This window comes from Dyadobacter sp. BE31 (genome assembly GCF_031457695.1).
In the GTDB taxonomy this organism is placed as follows: Bacteria; Bacteroidota; Bacteroidia; order Cytophagales; family Spirosomataceae; genus Dyadobacter.
Window position 1 is genome coordinate 1,639,832 of record NZ_JAVDXA010000002.1, and the last position, 17,373, is coordinate 1,657,204.

Consider the following 17,373-nt stretch of genomic DNA (forward strand, 5'->3'; position numbering starts at 1 on the left):
TCATGAAAATATTCCAACGGATGGCCCGCCCTGCATTTCAGCTCCTCGGCATTATCCCGGCCATTTTCCTCACTTCGGGCTGCAAAGATACCAGCTACCTCGACGTCGATGCCACCGACCGGCCCCCGCTCAGCGCTTACATCAGCTTTGTAAATGCCCGCCCGGTCGATACCGGCCTGTATTTCTGGACTTTCACCGACAAAGTAACGCCCACGCCCGTGGCCATTAACAAGGCTTCCGAGTATGTGCCAACCGTGTTTGGTAACGTGCAGATTAACTTCACCGAAGGCGCTAACACGAGCTACAAAGCGTCCTACCAGTTCGGCAACTCGGCGACATTCACGGCAACAGGCCGCCCTAACGGGCCTATCGCGACTTTCTACCACACGGTAGTAGCCGCTCGCACCGCCAATAACAAGGCCGATTCTCTGATCCTCTTTTACGACGATCTTAAAGCCCCGGTCGCCGGCAAGGCCAAGCTTCGGTTCATCAACCTTTCACCTGGCGCCGGCACATTGAATGTGGTCCAAAACGGGAAAACGCTCTTCAATCAGGTCGCTTACGGTCGTGCTGCGAACTCGGCGCTGACGGGCGAAGCATTGAGCGCCTGGTCGCTCGGCCCATTTGAAACCGTCGACGCCGGCACGCTCAACGTCGATTACCTCAATGCTGCCACCGCCGCAAAAGTAGGAACCGCCAGCCTGCAACTGGAAGCTGGAAAAATATATACGGTCTTCACCCAAGGCCTCCCCAACGCCAAGCCATCCTTCGGCACCAGCGTTATTGAACATCCTGTAAAGTAAATGGTGATTGGACAAGATGAAAGCCGCACTGCCGATGGTGGTGCGGCTTTTTGTGTTGAGTGACTATAAAACTAATCAAATGTTTGTTATTTACAAACATTTGATTAGTTTTATGCAGGCTTTGAAAGTCAGCCAGACGCTAATTGGCACACACTATAATGGAAGCTCTTATTCGGAGAATCAAAGACATCGCCGCTGAGAATGCATTAGGATTTACAATTACCCTCCCCGATTGCGAGTTTGTTACATCGGGCTATGTCATTGCCATGCTGGAAACCCAGAATTCTTTTGGCGACGAGGGATTGAGAAGGGTGATCGGTTTGGCGTCAGACACGACGGGAATTATGGGCGGCTGGAACGACGACGGGTTGTTTTACTGGGATGCTGTATACATCGTTCACGATCGCGAACAGGCGATTGAACTTGGCAAGGTAAATGAGCAGATAGCGATATATCACATTGAAAATGACGACCTGATACTGATTGAAATTTAGTTGGGCTGTTCACTCGTATTATATTACTAGAACTTCGATTATGGAAACTATTGTTAAAAACATACATCTGATAAAGGACCTGACTACTTCCGAAAATATCAAGAAACTGGAAATTGGAGCTTTACAACATCGGAAGTTCGCCAGGATAACTTTTAAAGTATTGTCTGCCCGGGACGGTATTCTTGAAATTCAGACTATTCAAACCAAATCGCCTCATGAGAACCATGCCGACGAGAGCAAGTTGATTCTTCGCACGAAGGAGTTGTTTTTACATTTCTTCCCCGAGTATGAAATTGTAGTAACTGCGGTCCCCTATCAGGGAAATCCCACCGAAAAAGTCACACCGGAATATATCCGGGAAGCTATGACCAGCTACGACATCAAGGTAAAGGACATTGTGGATGAAACAGGTATCGATAAAAGTAACGTAAGCGCCTGGGTAAATGGCACGCGCACGATGTCACAACCTGTCAGGGCGATGTTCTATTACTACATTTGGCAGAAGGCGGCGGTAGTTGCAGCTAATGCAAAAAGCGCGTAAAAGTTGTTTTTACTATCCCAAAACGACCACCTTCAATTTCGAAAGTGGCGCAATTTTCTTCAGGAAATGAATCAACACATCTGTGTCGAGATAAATCATAGATTCACCTCGTCTGCAAGCTTAGAAATATCAATGCTGGGATCGACTTTTAAATCTTTGAACTCCTCCCGTAGCGCCATTAGAGATAGATACAGGTCCTGCTGAGACGTGCCGTCGGGCTTTACATCCTCTACAACGACTTTGATCTCCTTGTCACCAAATAGTTTTCTGAGCTTATCGAGAAAGCCCGGCGTGAGATTTGATGCCCTTAATTGAAAAGTGTGTTGCATAGCTTTATGGAATTGCTTTTCTCAAAAATAACAATTCCATAAAGCCCAAGCAACACAAACGGGCGTATAGTCCGATGGATAAATAGGAAATGATCAGAAGGCTACGCCACCGAAAGCATCCGCCTGCTAAGCGCGCTTACGCGGATGCCTTTCAGATATTTCGTGCGTTCCTCGATTTCGTTTTGATAACGGAAAGTGTATCCCGGACCGGCTGCGCGTTTGAACTCGCGGGTGGCATCCCGGATTTGCTTGCGTGAGATGCCGCTGTATTCGAGTTGGAGCAGCTGGGAACGTTCCGGAGTGGATTTTTTGAGTTTCCAGTATTGCGGATGGTTCGGCCCGATCGGCTCGCGGAAGTCGGTGTCGTGTTTTTCGCGGATGAGGAATTCGTAATCGATGACGATTTCGCTGCGGTTGCGGGCCACCCGCCCTCTCACGATGATCTTGGCCTCCCGGCCCACGCTCAAATGAAATGTCTTTTCTAATACCATGATGGTTTCCAGTTTAATAGGAGTTGACGCCCTCTTCTTCCAAATTCCATTCCAGCAACAGGTGGTTTGCTGCGAAATTATTTAGTCTACTTATTTTATAGACAAAGTAAGGTTAAAATTGTCACTCTTCAAAGCCTTAGCCGCAAAAGTTCATTCCGCACATTAAACAATTGGTTTTGTACATCAAATTTCCCGATCTTCCCGCATTTTTAATTCCTTACCCCGATCCGTTTAATCCAATGAATACCCGCTTTACCGCGTGGCAGTACTATGTAATCATACTGGCCGCGCTTCTCCCGAACTACCCCACTCTGGGGCAATCTCCATCCAAAAACAAGCCTAATATCATCGTTTTCCTGGTCGACGACATGGGCTGGCAGGACACCTCGGTGCCGTTCTGGAACAAGGCTACCGATTTCAACCGCCGCTATCATACACCCAACATGGAAAGGCTCGCACGCGAAGGCATGAAGTTCACGAACGCCTACGCAATGCCCGTATGTACGCCTACCCGCGTGAGCCTGATCACGGGCGTAAATGCGGCGCACACCCGCGTAACGCACTGGACATCGCCCGACAAGAACAAGAATACCGACTATACCGACGCCACGCTTAATGCGGTCGACTGGAATATCAACGGTTTCAGCCCGGTTGCCGGCGTCGAACATACTTTTCATGCCACTGCGCTGCCCGAAGTGTTGCGCCAGAACGGCTATTACACCGTACACAGCGGCAAGGCACATTTTGGCTCAGAGGGAACGCCAGGCGCCGATCCCCTCAATGCAGGGTTCGATATCAATATCGCGGGAAGTTCGATCGGGCATCCGGCAAGCTACTCGGGCCGCGCTAACTACGATAGCCCAGCCAACGGAAAACCCAACCGCAATGCCGTGCCGGGTTTGGAAGCCTACCACGGCACCGACACCTTCCTGAGCGACGCGATCACCATCGAGGCCCTCAAAGCGATCGAGAAACCGGTAGCCGACAACAAGCCGTTCTTTCTGTACCTGGCCCATTATGCGGTGCACGTGCCGCTTACCGCCGACCCGCGCTTTTTGAACAAATACCTCCAAGCCGGCCTGGACAGCACCGAGGCCAAGTACGCCGCATTGCTCGAAGGCATGGACAAGAGCCTCGGCGACGTGCTCCGTTATCTGGACGAGAAGAAGATCTCGGACAATACCGTAGTGCTTTTTATGTCGGACAACGGTGGCCTGAGCATTACACCGGCACGCGGCGGAAAAGCCTGGACGCACAACCTGCCCTTGAAAGCGGGGAAAGGGTCGGTCTACGAAGGCGGTATCCGCGAGCCGATGCTGGTAAAATGGCCTGGGGTGGTTAAAGCCGGCACGGTGGCCGATCAGTATGTGATCGTGGAGGATTTCTACCCGACTATCCTGGATATCGCAGGCATAAGAAATGCAAAAACCGTTCAGAAAATAGATGGAAAGACATTTTTGCCGATCCTGAAAAACCCAGCATTCAAAGATGATAAACGGGGGCTCGTGTGGCACCATCCCAATCGCTGGATCGCCGCGGAAGGTCCGAATATCCACTACTCAAGTGCATTCAGGCAAGGCGACTGGAAGCTGATCTACGATTACCGGCAGGCAAAGCTGGAACTTTATAACCTGCGCGACGATATCAGTGAAGAACATGATCTCGCCGCTTCCAATCCTTCGAAAGTAAAAGAACTGGCAACGCTCCTTACCCGGCAACTCAAAGCCTGGAATGCGCAATGGCCTACTTTCAAGACGACGGGCAAGCCGGTGCCTTTTCCCGACGAGCTGGTAGCGAAACAATAACACAGATCCAAAAACAAAACACCTCCCAAGAAGCCTCGGGAGGTGTTTTCGCTTTACTCAACGTGTACAAAAGATTGTACATCTAATGGACGTGAAAATATAGTGCCTGTGCTCACTAATGTCATACAAAATCTGAGCAAACGGCTGACTACCCCTCCCCGTCGGTATTTTTCATCTTCATCAGCAATGAGTACGCGTTACGGATCACGACCTTCGATCCGGCATCGATCCCCGCTCCATTAATTTGCTGAAAGCCGTCCCTGACCGTCCCGGGCTCGATTTCCACCATCTCGAAATTACCCGATTCGCGTTCCACGAAAATGAACGACTTATTCGCCCAGCGAACGACCGCATCTTCGGGGACTGTCAACGCTTTTTTTCGCTCAATCGATACCTCGCCGTTCATGAACATCCCCGGCACGAGCGCCGCGCTGTACTGGTCGAAATGGCAATGTACTTCTGCCATTCTGTCATCTGTAAGGCTTTTTCCAATCAGGATTATTTCGGCGGTGAATTTCTTTGAAGGGTCGGCATTGGTGTAGGCTTTAACCTGCTGGCCGACAGACAGCGCATTCAGGTCTTTTTCAAACACACTCAGTGCCAGATGGATATCCTTGGGATCCACGAGCTCGAAAAGCATATCCGTAGGCGCAGTGTATTTACCGACATTGACATTCACCTTCGAAACAAAGCCGTTGATCGGCGAGAGAATGGGGACGGTTTTGGAAATATTGTCCGGGTTGAGCTTCTGAGGTGCTATCCCGATCACTTCCAGTTTTCGGGCCAGCGCATTCATCAAAATGCGCTCGGTTTCCATTTCAGCCTTCGCTTGCTGATAGACCTTGTCGCTGACCGCTTTGCTTTGGTTCAGGTCTTTCTGCCGTGCATATTCGTTTTCGGCGAGCTCAAATTTGGCGCGTGCCGTGAGGTAATCCTGTTGGAGCTGGATGAATTGCATATCCTCCAATTCTGCGAGTACCTGTCCCTTCCTGACCCGCATTCCCGGTAGCATTTTGGTAGATTTAAGGTAACCACCCAGGGGAAAACTCAGACTGATGGTGCTTTGCGGCGGCACGTCGATCTTGCCTTGCAGCGTGAGCTTGCCGGATATGTTTTTCAACACCGGGTTGCCCACTTCGATCCCCACATTGCGAATTTGCTTTGAATCGAATGACACCAGTCGCATAACGGTTTCTGGCGTTGCGGCGGTATCCGCTGCCGACGGCGCGCTGGCCGATCGCTGCTCTCCGCCAGGGCTGCTGCAAGAGAGGCTGGCCCAAAGCACGACGGATATTAAGATGTATGTTTTCATGATGTCTTATTGATTATTCAAATGGAGTAACTGGATCACAGCCTCATTGTAGCTGCCGAGCGCATTTACGTATTCGCTTTTAATGGCAATGGACTGCCCTGCGAGGATTACCCATTGCAGGTAGTCGATTTCCCCGGCTATAAACTGCCGGTCGGCAACGGTGATGATCGTTTCCGCATTGGGCAAGCCCTGCTGTTCATAGTAGCGCAGGTTTTCGGCAAATTTCCGGACCTGCTCCTGTGCATTGCGCCATTCGGAGCGCAATCGCTGGCTGGTAAGCTCGGCGTCGTTTTGCGCGCGCATCCACTCGATGCGTGCGGCGGCGACCTGCGCGGTATGGGCCTTGAAAAAGATCGGAATATTGATCCCCAGGCCATAGTAGCCAAAGCGGTCTTTCCCCGTCAGGTTCACCTCCTGCCCATTCAGCAGCTGCGTGCCGCGCAGGCTTTGGTTGTTGTAGGCCGCGGAAAATTCCGGGAGCATTTTGGATTTTTCGGTCCGGTAACGAAAGTACGCCGACTGTGTAAGCTGCCGACTAATCTCGATTTGCGGCAAATCCTGCAAGCCGTCCAATCCTGGGAGATTTGGCGCGGCCATGCGTGGCGTGATCCATTGCGGCGTGTAAGTCAATGAGTCCTGCAACCAGAAATTGAAGCGTTCGAGCACCATAACAAGGTCGTTCCGCACGAGGTTGAGCTGATTGGCGATTTGCTGTTTCTGAGAGCTGGCAGCTGTTTTTTCAAGCACATTGGAAGCCCCACGCTCGAAACGGAGATTGGATTTGCTTTCAAAACCGGTGAAAATACTGTCGGCATAGAGCAGCAGTTTCTCACGCTCTTTCAATACGGCATATTCGTAAAACACCTGTCGCACCCCTGTCCGCACTTCCTGCTCGCTGAGCCTCGTCCGGGCCTGCGCCGCAAGGTAATCGGCTTCGCGGGCTTTGCGCTGGTTGCCATACACGGAAGGGAACGCGATCGTCTGCGTAATGCCGATGCGCATGTCGTTATTCGGGCTGTTGAATTTGCCGTAATCGGCGCTAATGCCCGTTTTGGCAATATCGAACGCGCTACCCCGCAGCTTATCCGCAGCCTGCTCCCCTAGCCGGCTTCCTTTGATGCTCCGGTTATGTGCCAATGCTTTCTGCACCGCTTCATCGAGGCTCACCGGGCTGTTTTGAGCTTGCGCCATGTTGGTAAATACCAGCAAGAGGCCCATTACAGCGGCCACACTGCGTGGCTTCATCTCCGGTTTATTTTTTGAATTAAACAACAGATACAAGGCCGGCAAAACAAACAATGTGAGCAATGTAGCCGTCACCAACCCGCCTATCACCACCGTAGCCAGCGGGCGTTGCACTTCGGCCCCGGCCCCATTACTGACGGCCATCGGCAGAAAACCGAGTGATGCAACAGCGGCCGTCATCAATACCGGGCGTAACCGGTTGCGGGTGCCCGTCATAACCAGCTCCAACGCATCGGTAATGCGGCCTTCCTTTTTGATCCGGTTAAATTCGGAGATCAACACGATCCCATTCAATACCGCCACGCCGAACAATGCGATGAAGCCCACGCCCGCCGAAATGCTGAAAGGCATGCCGCGCATGGCCAGCGCAAACACGCCGCCAATAGCCGACAGCGGAATGGCCGTGTAAATGAGCGCGCCATCTTTCACGGACGAGAACGTGAAATAAAGCATCATGAAAATCAGCAGAAGTGCTACCGGCACCGCGATTCCCAGCCGGGCCTTTGCCTGTTGCAGGTTTTCGAATGCACCGCCGTAGGTAATGGAATAACCGCTCTCGAACTTGATTTTCGCTTCTACCTTTTGCTGCAACTCCTCCACGATCGACTGCACGTCACGCCCCCGTACGTTGAACCCGACAATAATGCGCCGGCGCGTATCTTCGCGCTGGATCTGGTTCGGGCCCTCGATCTCGCGCACGGCTGCAACCTGGCTGAGCGGTATCTGCAAGCCTCCGGGCGTAGACACGAGCAGGTTCTGCACATCGGCAATGCTCTTACGGCCTTCCGCGCCCACGCGCACGACGAGGTCGAAGCGCTTCTCGCCTTCATAAATCTGCCCGGCTGCCGCGCCCGCGAATGCCGCATTGATGGTTTTATTAAGGTCGTCGATGTTCAAACCATATTTGGCGATCTCGGCCCGATTGAAATCGATCACGATCTGCGGCATACCCGTCACTTCCTCCACATACCAGTCGGCCGTGCCGTCCACACGCCGGGCGATCTGGCCGAGCTGGTCGGCATAGGCCGCGAGTTTATTAAGATCTTCCCCGAATATCTTGCAAACCACATCCTGCTTCGCGCCGGTCATGAGCTCGTTGAAACGCATCTGAACCGGATACTGGAAACCGGTGGTCACGCCGGGAACCACTTCCTGCGCCGTAGCGGCCATTTTGGAGGCCAGTTCGGGGAAAGTTCTGGCATTGGTCCATTCCGATTTGTCTTTCAAAACGATGATCATATCCCCGCCCTCGATCGGCATCGGGTCGGTGGGGATTTCGGCGCTGCCAATGCGCGACACGACTTTGATCACCTCCGGATAATCCTTTTTCAACCGGTCGGAAATGCGGTTGATCGCATCGATGGTCGTACTGAGGTTGGTTCCCACCAGAAGGCGCGTTTCGGTAGCGAAGTCACCCTCTTCCAGCTGCGGGATAAACTCCCCTCCCATTTGGGTGAAAATCAGCACCGCGCCGCCAAAAAGCACAAATGATCCCGCCACCATCGCGCGTTTGAAACGCAATGCACGCGCGAGCACCCGCTCATACGCGCGCTCGATCTTTTCCATAATCCTGTCGGACCAGTTGGGTGTGCGGCTGATCTTCTTACTGATCAGCAACGAGCTGATCATCGGTACATAGGTAAGCGACAAAATAAAAGCACCCAGGATCGCGAATGCGACGGTTTGCGCCATCGGCTTGAACATCTTGCCTTCAATCCCTGACAGCGAAAGAATCGGCAAATACACGATGAGAATGATGATCTGCCCGAAGACAGCCGCATTCATCATCCGGCTCGCCGAGCCCGACACTTCGTCGTTCATCTGCCGCTGGTTAAGGCTGCCTATCCCCGCATATTTGGGGGAGGTATGCAAATGGTTCAGGATTGCCTCGACAATGATCACCGCGCCATCGACTATCAACCCGAAGTCCAGCGCACCAAGGCTCATCAGGTTACCGCTCACCCCGAACAAGTTCATCATCGCCACTGCAAAAAGCATCGACAGCGGGATCACCGAGGCCACGATAAAACCGGCCCTCAGATTCCCCAAAAACAACACCAGCACGATCACGACGATCACCGCACCTTCGAGCAGGTTATGCTCTACGGTACCGATTGCGTTGTTCACCATTTTGGTACGGTCGAGAAAAGGCTCAATTTCGAGGCCTTCGGGCAGTGTCTTGCTGATCTCCGCGATCCGCGCCTTCACATTCCCGATCACTTCCGAAGAGTTACCACCTTTAAGCATCATCACGATCCCCCCGGCCACTTCTCCGTAACCGGCCATCGTGAGCGCGCCGTAGCGTATGGCGGGCGCAAAACGTACCTGCGCCACATGGCTCACGAGCACGGGCACGCCGCCGCGGTTGGCAACTACAATGTGGTTGATGTCCTCGATGGATCCGGCCAGCCCCAGGCTTCGGATGTAAAGCACGGTCGGCCCTTTTTCGATGTATGCGCCGCCGGTGTTCTGGTTGTTGCGGCTGAGCGCGGTAAGGACGTCCGTGATAGTGAGCCCCATCGCTTTCAGCCCCGACGGGTCCACGGCCACTTCATATTGTTTCAGCTCCCCGCCAAATGTGGAAACGTCCGCAACGCCGGGTGTACCGAGCAATTGCCTGCGGATGAGCCAGTCCTGCGTGGTACGTAGGTCGGCCAGCGAGTATTTCTTTTCAAAACCCTTTTTGGGCTTGACAACGTATTGGTAAATCTCTCCAAGCCCGGTCGTAACGGGCGCCAGCTCGGGTTTGCCGGCTGTTTCGGGCATATCCACCTGTGAAAGGCGTTCGGTAACCTGCTGGCGTGCCCAGTAGATATCGGAATCGTCGTCGAAAACGATGGAAACGAGCGAAAGCCCGAAGCGCGACATGCTTCTGCTTTCTTTGAGGCCCGGAATGTTGGCCGTGGCCTGTTCGATCGGGAAAGTAATGAGCCGCTCTACGTCCTCGGTACCGAGCGACGGTGCAGTAGTGATAATCTGCACCTGGTTATTGGTGATGTCGGGAACGGCATCGATGGGCAACCGGGTCAACTCAAAGATACCATAGGCAACCCACAGCAGCATGAATATCCCGATCACCAGCTTGTTCTCCACGGAGAACCTGATGATTCTGTTCAGCATATTGGTCGGAAAATAAATACACGTATACGCGCATCGCTACCTGAGTAGCACGCACGGACAGGGCAGGGCGCATGAGCCCCGGATCTGGTGTATTTAGGCCCGCGGAGGGCGGAAGAGCGAGCCGAGCACGGTGCTGTAATCGACCTGCGGCACAGCGGGGCCGTATTCGGCTTTGATGGGGAGATAAACCCGCTTGAATGTAAAAACGGGGGTGTTCGGAACGAAGATGAAGTTGGACGTATGCGCTTCTACCTTTTTAAAAGGTAATTGCATGTCCTTGTCGTCGTCGTTGTCGTTCAGGTCCTTTCCGAGATAATGCATGGAGAGGAAATCGGCGAAAGTGATTTCCCGGTTGAGCGACTGGTGCTCGGCGAAATGTTTGAGAAGCAAAGGAATCTTGTACACCTGGCAGAACGAAGTCGTGTCCAGGATAACTATAAATAAAATGATATTTCGCAATAGCCTTCTCACGGCGGTAAAAGTAACTCACGGGATCGTTAAAGTCAACCGCTGGCCGTTTTAAATGGCACTCATGATTTTCAACCCATCATAAAAACAATGTGCCGACCACCGGCCGGCACGTAACGCAATTGAAAAGTACAAATTTCTTCAAGCTTACACCCATTTAACTAGCGGCCGCCTCCCGATCCTTGCAAGGAAGCCAGTTTTGATTCATCATCGGCAATTTTCTTTTTTAGCGATTCAATGTTCTTGTTCAGCTTTTCGAGGTTCTGGACTGCCCGGCGTGCCCGCTTGGCGTCGCGGTGGGCCGAGCCTGCACTCTTGCTCGCTCTCCGTGCATCTTTTTTGTCCTGCGGGTTATCACCCAGCTTTTCGGCCGCTTTCTTGTTTTCTTCGGCGGATTTGCGGGCTTTCTCTGCGGTAGTCGCTACATCTTCGGTTTTCTGAGCAACCTGATTTTCCAGTTTGGCCAGTTCAAGCTTCCGGTCGTTCAGCCTTTTGCTGACCTCGAGTACTTGTTTCTGGTCTTTCAGCATGTTGATAGAGTCTTTGGACACCACCTGGGCCGATACTGACATCGTGATCAGCAAAAATCCCATTACTGCAATTATGTCCCTGATTTTCATAGTGGTTTTTAATTTAAATAAACAATAGTAACCTACTGCGCGCAAAAACTGTGCCTGAGCGCGTGGTTAAATATAATGCGCTCACCGGAATCAAACAATGATTTTCGGGGTTAATCCACAACGTTCCCGCGAGTTCGGGATCACGCTTATTGTTCATCAAATCATCAACAAATTGAAAAATATGCTACGCTGGTCCCGTCTCGGGCTCAGTCTCGGGTTGGCTTTTCTGCTTACCTCCTGCGACGATCTGTTTCAGTACAATCCCAATGAGGAAACGTTGCTCGACCGGGACAAAGACCTTACTGCCAAAAACATTGCAAAAATCAGCCGGCTTCCCGTTTCCGATACCACGCGGTTTATCCTCATGGGCGACACCCAGCGATGGTACGACGAATGCGAAGACTTTGTGCGTAGCGCCAACCAGCAAAAGAGCATTTCATTCGTGCTGCACGCCGGCGACATTTCCGATTTTGGCCTTACCCAGGAATTCAAATGGGTGAATGAGATCATGACGCGCCTTAAATATCCGTACGTGACCGTGATCGGCAATCACGATATTGTGGCTAACGGCTCGGCAACTTACCGCAAAATGTTTGGCCCGCTCAACTATTCATTCGGCTTCGGGCGCGACCGGTTTATTTTCGTGAATACCAACTCCCGCGAATACGCATTCGACGGTTCGGTACCCGACATCGCCTGGCTGAAAGCCCAGCTCGCCGACAATCCCGCTCACCAGAACACGATCGTGGTCGGCCACGTGCCGCCATTCGATGCCGATTTTGACAAAAATCTTGAAAAACCTTACACCGAGGCCCTCGCGAACGACCCGACCGTAAAATTCACGCTCTACGGCCATCAGCACAGGTTTTATGAAGGTCAGTTTTACGACGACGGTGTGAATTACCACCTGACTACCTCTATGGGTGCGCGTGGCTACATGGTGGTTTCGACCTGGAAAGGCGGTTATAGTGTTGAAAGGGTCAATTTCTGAAAGTCATGAAAAAGTATTTGCTATCACTACTCCTGTTACTCAGTATCCACGGCATGGCGCAGGAAGTTGGCCTAAGGTCGCGCCGAGCCTGGTACCTGCCCGATCATCTGAAATTGCAGTTTGCCGGCAACATCGGCTTCCTTTCCGGCGGGCCTGGTTATGTTTCGCGGAACAAGACGCTGGAAACCGACCTTCTTTTCGGGTTTTTACCTCAAAAATACGGCGGAGACGCACTCGTTACGACCACACTCAAAACAACCTATTCACCCTGGCGCATAGGGCTGCGTGACAGCTATTATATCAGGCCGTTTTCGATCGGGGCTTACCTGAGCTACACTTTCGGGCCGCAGTTTGATACCAAATGGCCTTCCTACTACCCTGCGGGCTACTACTGGTGGGCCACGGCTATCCGGCCGGGCGCCTACATTGGTGGAAAGGCCGGGCGAAATGTAGTGCTGAACAACCGGCGGCGGTCTTTCGAGCTATATTACGAGCTAGGGACCTACGATCTGCTCATTATCAGCTATGTACAAAACAAAAGCTTTCTGAAACTGCACGACATCGTGAGTCTTTCACTGGGTGTGAAGTTCGGTTTCGATTAAATGCGTTCGGTTTTCGAAGAAATATCACGGATAATTTCATCGAGGGAGTAAGCCGAGGTCAGAACATGGTCGAGCAGTTCGTTTTTCTCGGTATCCGAATGCTGGTAGTTGCGGATCAGGTCTATCAGGCCCATCAGCCTCGCGAGCGGCGCGCGTATTACATGCGACTGCATCCAGGCGATCTCCTGCAATTTATGGTTGCGTTCTTCGATTTCACTGATGTAACGCAGGCGGTCGGTCACGTCGTGGCCGATCGCAATCCAGTGCGTATGCACACCTCGCACATCCGCGACGGGCAACAGCGACAGGTTAATGAAAAACTCCTCGCCGTCGCGTACGTAGCGCAACGTGGCGCCTTTAAGGGCTTCGAGGCTGTAAATAGCGTCTTGCAGCCGATCGAAGTCATTCCGGGCCGGACTGAAACCTCGCAGCAATGCCGGACTCTTACCCACGATCTCCTCGGGTGAATAGCCCGTAATGCGCGTGAACGCAGCATTGACATACAACACTTTGAGCCCCGAAATGTCACGCGGGTCAGACTCAGCAATCAGCACCGCGTCGTTGGTGTTGGTAATCACCGATACGAGGAGTTTCAGCTCATGTTCTTCCTGACGGGCCTTGGTAACATCCCTCAATACGCCGATCATCCGGGTGGCCTTTCCCAGCCGGTCGCGGCGGATATAGCCGATCTCCTCGACGTAAGCATACTGGCCGTCGGCTTTCATGAAGCGGTAGTCGATGATCCATTTATGCTGTTCGGGGTCGGCGAGCTGCTTTTCGAGGCTTGCCTCCACCTGCTCTCTGTCGGAGGCATGTACCCGTTCCGCCCAGCGTGCCAGAGGATAATTCGTTTTGTCCGGTTCTTTACCGAACAGTCTGTAAAAACCATCACCCCATTCAATATGATCGCGCGCGAGGTCCCAATCGTAAATCGCGTCGTTGGTGGCCATATTCACATACTCGTGCCGCTCGTTTACATCCTGCACCAGCTCGAAATTCTGGCGGTTCTCCAAAATCACTTTCAGAATCGACGCCACGCGCTCGATCACTTTCAGCTCATCTTCCCCAGGCACTGAGATACGGTCATAATAGATAGCGAAGGTCGCCACCACTTCATCGCCGACGATGACAGGATGCGACCAGCAGGCGCGCAGGTTGTGCGGTAATGCAAGGTGCCGGTAAGTATCCCAGCGCGGGTCGGTATCGATATCACTGACGATCACCTGCTGTTTCAGAAAAGCGGCCGTACCACACGAACCTTCGTTCGGCCCAATTGCCCTGCCGTTTATCGCATCCACATACTCGGGTGGCAGCGAAGGCGATGCCAATGTGTACAGCTTCCGGTTTTTAACAGCCAGCAAAGAACATTTCGAATACGGAAACATCGCTTCCACGCCCTGTACATATTTATCGAGCACACTCGCCAGCGGCGTGCCTTTCACCGAATTCATTTCGAGCACCATCTTTTCGAGGTGTTCGAGGTTTTCGAGCCGCTTCGCCTCGGTAATGTCGACCATCAGGCCCCTTAATGCGACAGCCCTGCCGCCTTCGAGGATCACCGAAACCACATCCTTGATCCACACCAGGCTGCCGTCGGCTTTCAACATGCGGTAGTCGAAGGTGTGGTTACGAAGCTGCTGTGTTTCGCGGTGGCAATAGCGGACCGCCTGATCGCGGTCGTCTGGGTGAATGTGATTTTGCCAGAAAGACGAATCTGCGAGCCATTCCTCCGGCGTATAGCCCAGGATATGCTGCACCTGGTCGCTGATAAAACTGAATTCGAAGGTATCCGCATTGGCTTCCCAAACAATGCCATCGACTGTCTGCACGAGCGATTCGAACTGCCGGTGTGATTCCACAAGTTCCTGCTCCACTTTCTTACGCTTATCGATATCATGGATAACCCCGTAGATCCGGGTACAAACTCCTTCCACGATTTCGGATTTCCCTGTTACCCGGACCCACTTTTCGGTTCCACTGCCAGTGACGATAACCAGTTCGAGGTCCAGCAGCTTGCCGGTTGCTATCGTCTCATCCACGGCCTGCATAAAAGCATCGCGGTGCTCGCCGGGGCGGTAAAACTCCATGGCGGACAAAAAACCGGGCTGGTAGTCGGCGGGTACCTCGTGAATTTCCTTCACCACATCCGACCAGTTGATGACCTCGTTGATCAGGTCGGCCTCCCAGCTGCCTATCCTCGCAATACGGAGCGTTTCGTTGAGAAATTTTTCGGAAGTAAAAGGACTGTGCGTCCGCTCGGCCATCGTCACTTCGGTCACGTCCATCACCGTGCGGAGAATACACACGATTTCATTGGCCTCGTTTCTGACCGGCGTGTTTGTTGCCAACAGGTATTTAATATCCTGCCGCCCCTCGCTGTCGGGCGGCAGAATGTACTTCGTAGCAGGCGATTGATTAGGCAGCCCGTCTGCGACCAGCTTTTCGAGCAGGTTGTTCCAGGGGGCTACGCGGTTGTAGGGATTATTGGGAAATGCTTCGTAAAAACCCTTACCAACCAATTCGTTACGGGCCATGCACACCATTTCCAGGTAAGCATCGTTCACGTCGGTGATGGTAAATTTGGGCCCATCCGGAAGCACCACCATGCTGGGTGCCGGGAGAAATCTAAATACCTGACTCAGATAATGGTTGATCATATCATTGGTCGGCCCCGAAAGACCTGATGCACAGTTTCCCTAACGATGGCAAATAAACGTTAACCTCAATTCTCCCGATCAAAAAACCTTATTATTCGTACAATTTAAAGATATTTTCGACGAAAAGAGGTAATATAATCACTATATTGGGATTGAAGCCTTAAATATATTTATGAAAACGATTCTACCTATCGCCGCCTTGTCGTTGGCCACTGGCCTTGTCGCAGTTGAACGTCAATCTGCTGAAACGGCGGCATACCCGAATACCCCCACAGAAATAACCGTGTGCGGCCCCTCGTATCAGAATCTCCCGGCACCCATGCTGAATGGTAAGTATGTAGTGGCCCTTCCGGGCTGGGGCGGGTTTTCCTACAAGGTTTCGACGAGCTCCGACAGCTCCCAGTTCTATTTCGATCAGGGGCTTAATATGTATTATGGTTATCATTTCAAGGAGGCGGTGGCGTCGTTCCGGGAAGCCGGCCGCATCGACTCTACCAATGCCATGGCATTCTGGGGCCAGGCGCTGGCCATGGGCCCGTATTATAATGCAGCCCATTTGTACACCAAACCGGCCGAAGTAGCGCAGGCACTGGCCAAAATGAACAGCCTCACCGCCCACGCCACCGAAAAGGAAAAGTTGCTGATCGACGCCATGAACGCCCGGTATTCCGACGATCCCTCCGACACCAAACGCGCTGAACTGAACCAGGCTTATTCCGACAAGCTCAAAAAACTGGTGGCCGATCATCCCGAAGAAAATGAATTCAAGTTACTCTATATCGACTCCCAGATGCTGATGCACGCATGGGATTTCTGGAAAAAGGACGGTACTGCCAAACCCTGGACGCCGGAGCTGGTCGCATTGTGCGAAAAGGCGCTGAAAGCCGATCCGAAACATCCGGCAGCCCTGCATTACCACATTCACCTCACCGAGGCTTCCAAACACCCCGAGGTAGCCCTCGCGAGCGCGGAGGCACTGCGCGACCTGCTCCCGGGCGTAGCGCACATGGTGCATATGGCCAGCCACGAGTACGAGCGCAACGGCCTTTTTACGGAAGGCGTGGAAGTGAACAACCTTGCCGACGATGCCCTGCTGAATTATGATATGCTGGCTAAAAACCTCTCGCTCACCAAGCATTCCCCGCATTACTTTGCGGTGCAGACCTATTGCGCGCTTTCCGCAGGCATGTACAGCGACGCCATGCGTTATGCGCAGCGTTGCCGTCGAAGCGTAGCGCCGAAACCTGAAACCACTTACGACCAATACCTTTTTATGCTGCCGGTCATGACGCAGGTTAGAATGGGTAAATGGCAGCAAATCCTCTCCGACTCGGTGACGCCTGATCCGAAATGGACCTACGCCAGCCTGCTATCCGACTTTGCCAAGGGCATCGCATTCGCCAACACAGGCCGCCCCGATTCGGCTGCTGCCCGGCTGGCTTCATTGAAGGCCCGAATCCAGGACCCGGTTTTGACCAAACGAAGAATCCCGTTCAACTCGCCGGTGGAAATTGCCGCCATCGCGGAAAAAATTCTGGAAGGCGTAACAGCCATTTCACGGAACGAGCGTACCAAAGGCATTGCCGCTTTGGAAGACGCCGTCAAGCTGGAAGACCAGCTCATTTACACCGAACCCAAAGACTGGCCGCTACCATCCCGCCAGTTCCTGGGTGCTTATTTGTTGAAATCGGGGAAACCGGCACTGGCGGAAAAGGTCTACCGCGAGGACCTGATCTTCAACCCATCCAATGGCTGGTCGTTGGTAGGCCTGTCACAAAGCCTGAAAGCACAGCGGAAAACCAGGCAGTTGGCGGGTATTAAGGCAAAATATGAACGGGCATTCGCCAAAGCCGAGCAGATTCCGACGGGTTCTGTCTTTATCAGGTAACTTGCTT

Annotated in this window: 14 protein-coding genes; 7 read left to right on the forward strand and 7 right to left on the reverse strand. The window is 52.7% G+C overall.

Annotated elements, in window-relative coordinates; genetic code table 11:
- Positions 1-2: 2 nt before the first annotated feature.
- The 3 genes from J2Y43_RS15425 to J2Y43_RS15435 all read left to right on the forward strand — a co-directional run bounded on the left by J2Y43_RS15425 (position 3) and on the right by J2Y43_RS15435 (position 1,838).
- A complete protein-coding gene (locus J2Y43_RS15425; protein WP_309984153.1) occupies positions 3-803 on the forward strand; it encodes a DUF4397 domain-containing protein in 801 nt (266 codons plus the stop codon).
- A gap of 158 nt (positions 804-961) precedes the next feature.
- Positions 962-1,297, forward strand: a complete 336-nt coding sequence (locus J2Y43_RS15430) for a hypothetical protein (RefSeq protein ID WP_309984155.1) — start codon at positions 962-964, stop codon at positions 1,295-1,297.
- 40 nt (positions 1,298-1,337) lie between these two features.
- Positions 1,338-1,838, forward strand: a complete 501-nt coding sequence (locus J2Y43_RS15435) for a hypothetical protein (protein ID WP_309984157.1) — start codon at positions 1,338-1,340, stop codon at positions 1,836-1,838.
- 95 nt (positions 1,839-1,933) lie between these two features.
- Here the strand turns inward: J2Y43_RS15435 and J2Y43_RS15440 are convergent, their stop codons facing one another.
- Positions 1,934-2,167 (reverse strand): hypothetical protein, encoded by a 234-nt coding sequence (locus tag J2Y43_RS15440; RefSeq protein ID WP_309984159.1) that lies wholly within the window; start codon positions 2,165-2,167, stop codon positions 1,934-1,936.
- 101 nt (positions 2,168-2,268) lie between these two features.
- Positions 2,269-2,658 (reverse strand): hypothetical protein, encoded by a 390-nt coding sequence (locus tag J2Y43_RS15445; RefSeq protein WP_309984161.1) that lies wholly within the window; start codon positions 2,656-2,658, stop codon positions 2,269-2,271.
- Positions 2,659-2,897: 239 nt separating this feature from the next.
- On the opposite strand from J2Y43_RS15445, the gene J2Y43_RS15450 reads away from it, so the two are divergent.
- Complete coding sequence (locus J2Y43_RS15450) at positions 2,898-4,463, forward strand: sulfatase (protein WP_309984163.1); 1,566 nt, start codon at positions 2,898-2,900, stop codon at positions 4,461-4,463.
- A gap of 148 nt (positions 4,464-4,611) precedes the next feature.
- On the opposite strand, the gene J2Y43_RS15455 is transcribed toward J2Y43_RS15450, so the two are convergent.
- The 4 genes from J2Y43_RS15455 to J2Y43_RS15470 all read right to left on the reverse strand — a co-directional run bounded on the left by J2Y43_RS15455 (position 4,612) and on the right by J2Y43_RS15470 (position 11,228).
- Positions 4,612-5,775 (reverse strand): efflux RND transporter periplasmic adaptor subunit, encoded by a 1,164-nt coding sequence (locus J2Y43_RS15455; RefSeq protein ID WP_309984165.1) that lies wholly within the window; start codon positions 5,773-5,775, stop codon positions 4,612-4,614.
- A gap of 6 nt (positions 5,776-5,781) precedes the next feature.
- Complete coding sequence (locus J2Y43_RS15460; RefSeq protein ID WP_309984168.1) at positions 5,782-10,140, reverse strand: CusA/CzcA family heavy metal efflux RND transporter; 4,359 nt, start codon at positions 10,138-10,140, stop codon at positions 5,782-5,784.
- A 93-nt stretch (positions 10,141-10,233) separates the two neighbouring features.
- Positions 10,234-10,611 (reverse strand): hypothetical protein, encoded by a 378-nt coding sequence (locus tag J2Y43_RS15465; protein ID WP_309984170.1) that lies wholly within the window; start codon positions 10,609-10,611, stop codon positions 10,234-10,236.
- 158 nt (positions 10,612-10,769) lie between these two features.
- Positions 10,770-11,228: a hypothetical protein gene (locus J2Y43_RS15470; RefSeq protein ID WP_309984172.1), complete on the reverse strand. Its 459-nt coding sequence runs from the start codon at positions 11,226-11,228 to the stop codon at positions 10,770-10,772.
- Positions 11,229-11,409: 181 nt separating this feature from the next.
- Between J2Y43_RS15470 and J2Y43_RS15475 the strand changes: the two genes are divergently transcribed.
- Together J2Y43_RS15475 and J2Y43_RS15480 are read left to right on the forward strand one after the other, a co-directional pair.
- Positions 11,410-12,219, forward strand: a complete 810-nt coding sequence (locus J2Y43_RS15475; RefSeq protein ID WP_309984174.1) for a metallophosphoesterase — start codon at positions 11,410-11,412, stop codon at positions 12,217-12,219.
- A 5-nt stretch (positions 12,220-12,224) separates the two neighbouring features.
- On the forward strand, positions 12,225-12,821 hold the full coding sequence (locus J2Y43_RS15480) for a hypothetical protein (RefSeq protein ID WP_309984177.1): 597 nt from the start codon (positions 12,225-12,227) through the stop codon (positions 12,819-12,821).
- Here J2Y43_RS15480 and J2Y43_RS15485 read toward each other — a convergent pair.
- On the reverse strand, positions 12,818-15,478 hold the full coding sequence (locus tag J2Y43_RS15485; RefSeq protein ID WP_309984179.1) for a PAS domain-containing protein: 2,661 nt from the start codon (positions 15,476-15,478) through the stop codon (positions 12,818-12,820). The genes J2Y43_RS15480 and J2Y43_RS15485 overlap by 4 nt on opposite strands.
- Before the next feature lie 172 nt (positions 15,479-15,650).
- On the opposite strand from J2Y43_RS15485, the gene J2Y43_RS15490 reads away from it, so the two are divergent.
- Positions 15,651-17,366: a hypothetical protein gene (locus J2Y43_RS15490; protein ID WP_309984181.1), complete on the forward strand. Its 1,716-nt coding sequence runs from the start codon at positions 15,651-15,653 to the stop codon at positions 17,364-17,366.
- The last annotated feature ends 7 nt before the right edge of the window (positions 17,367-17,373 follow it).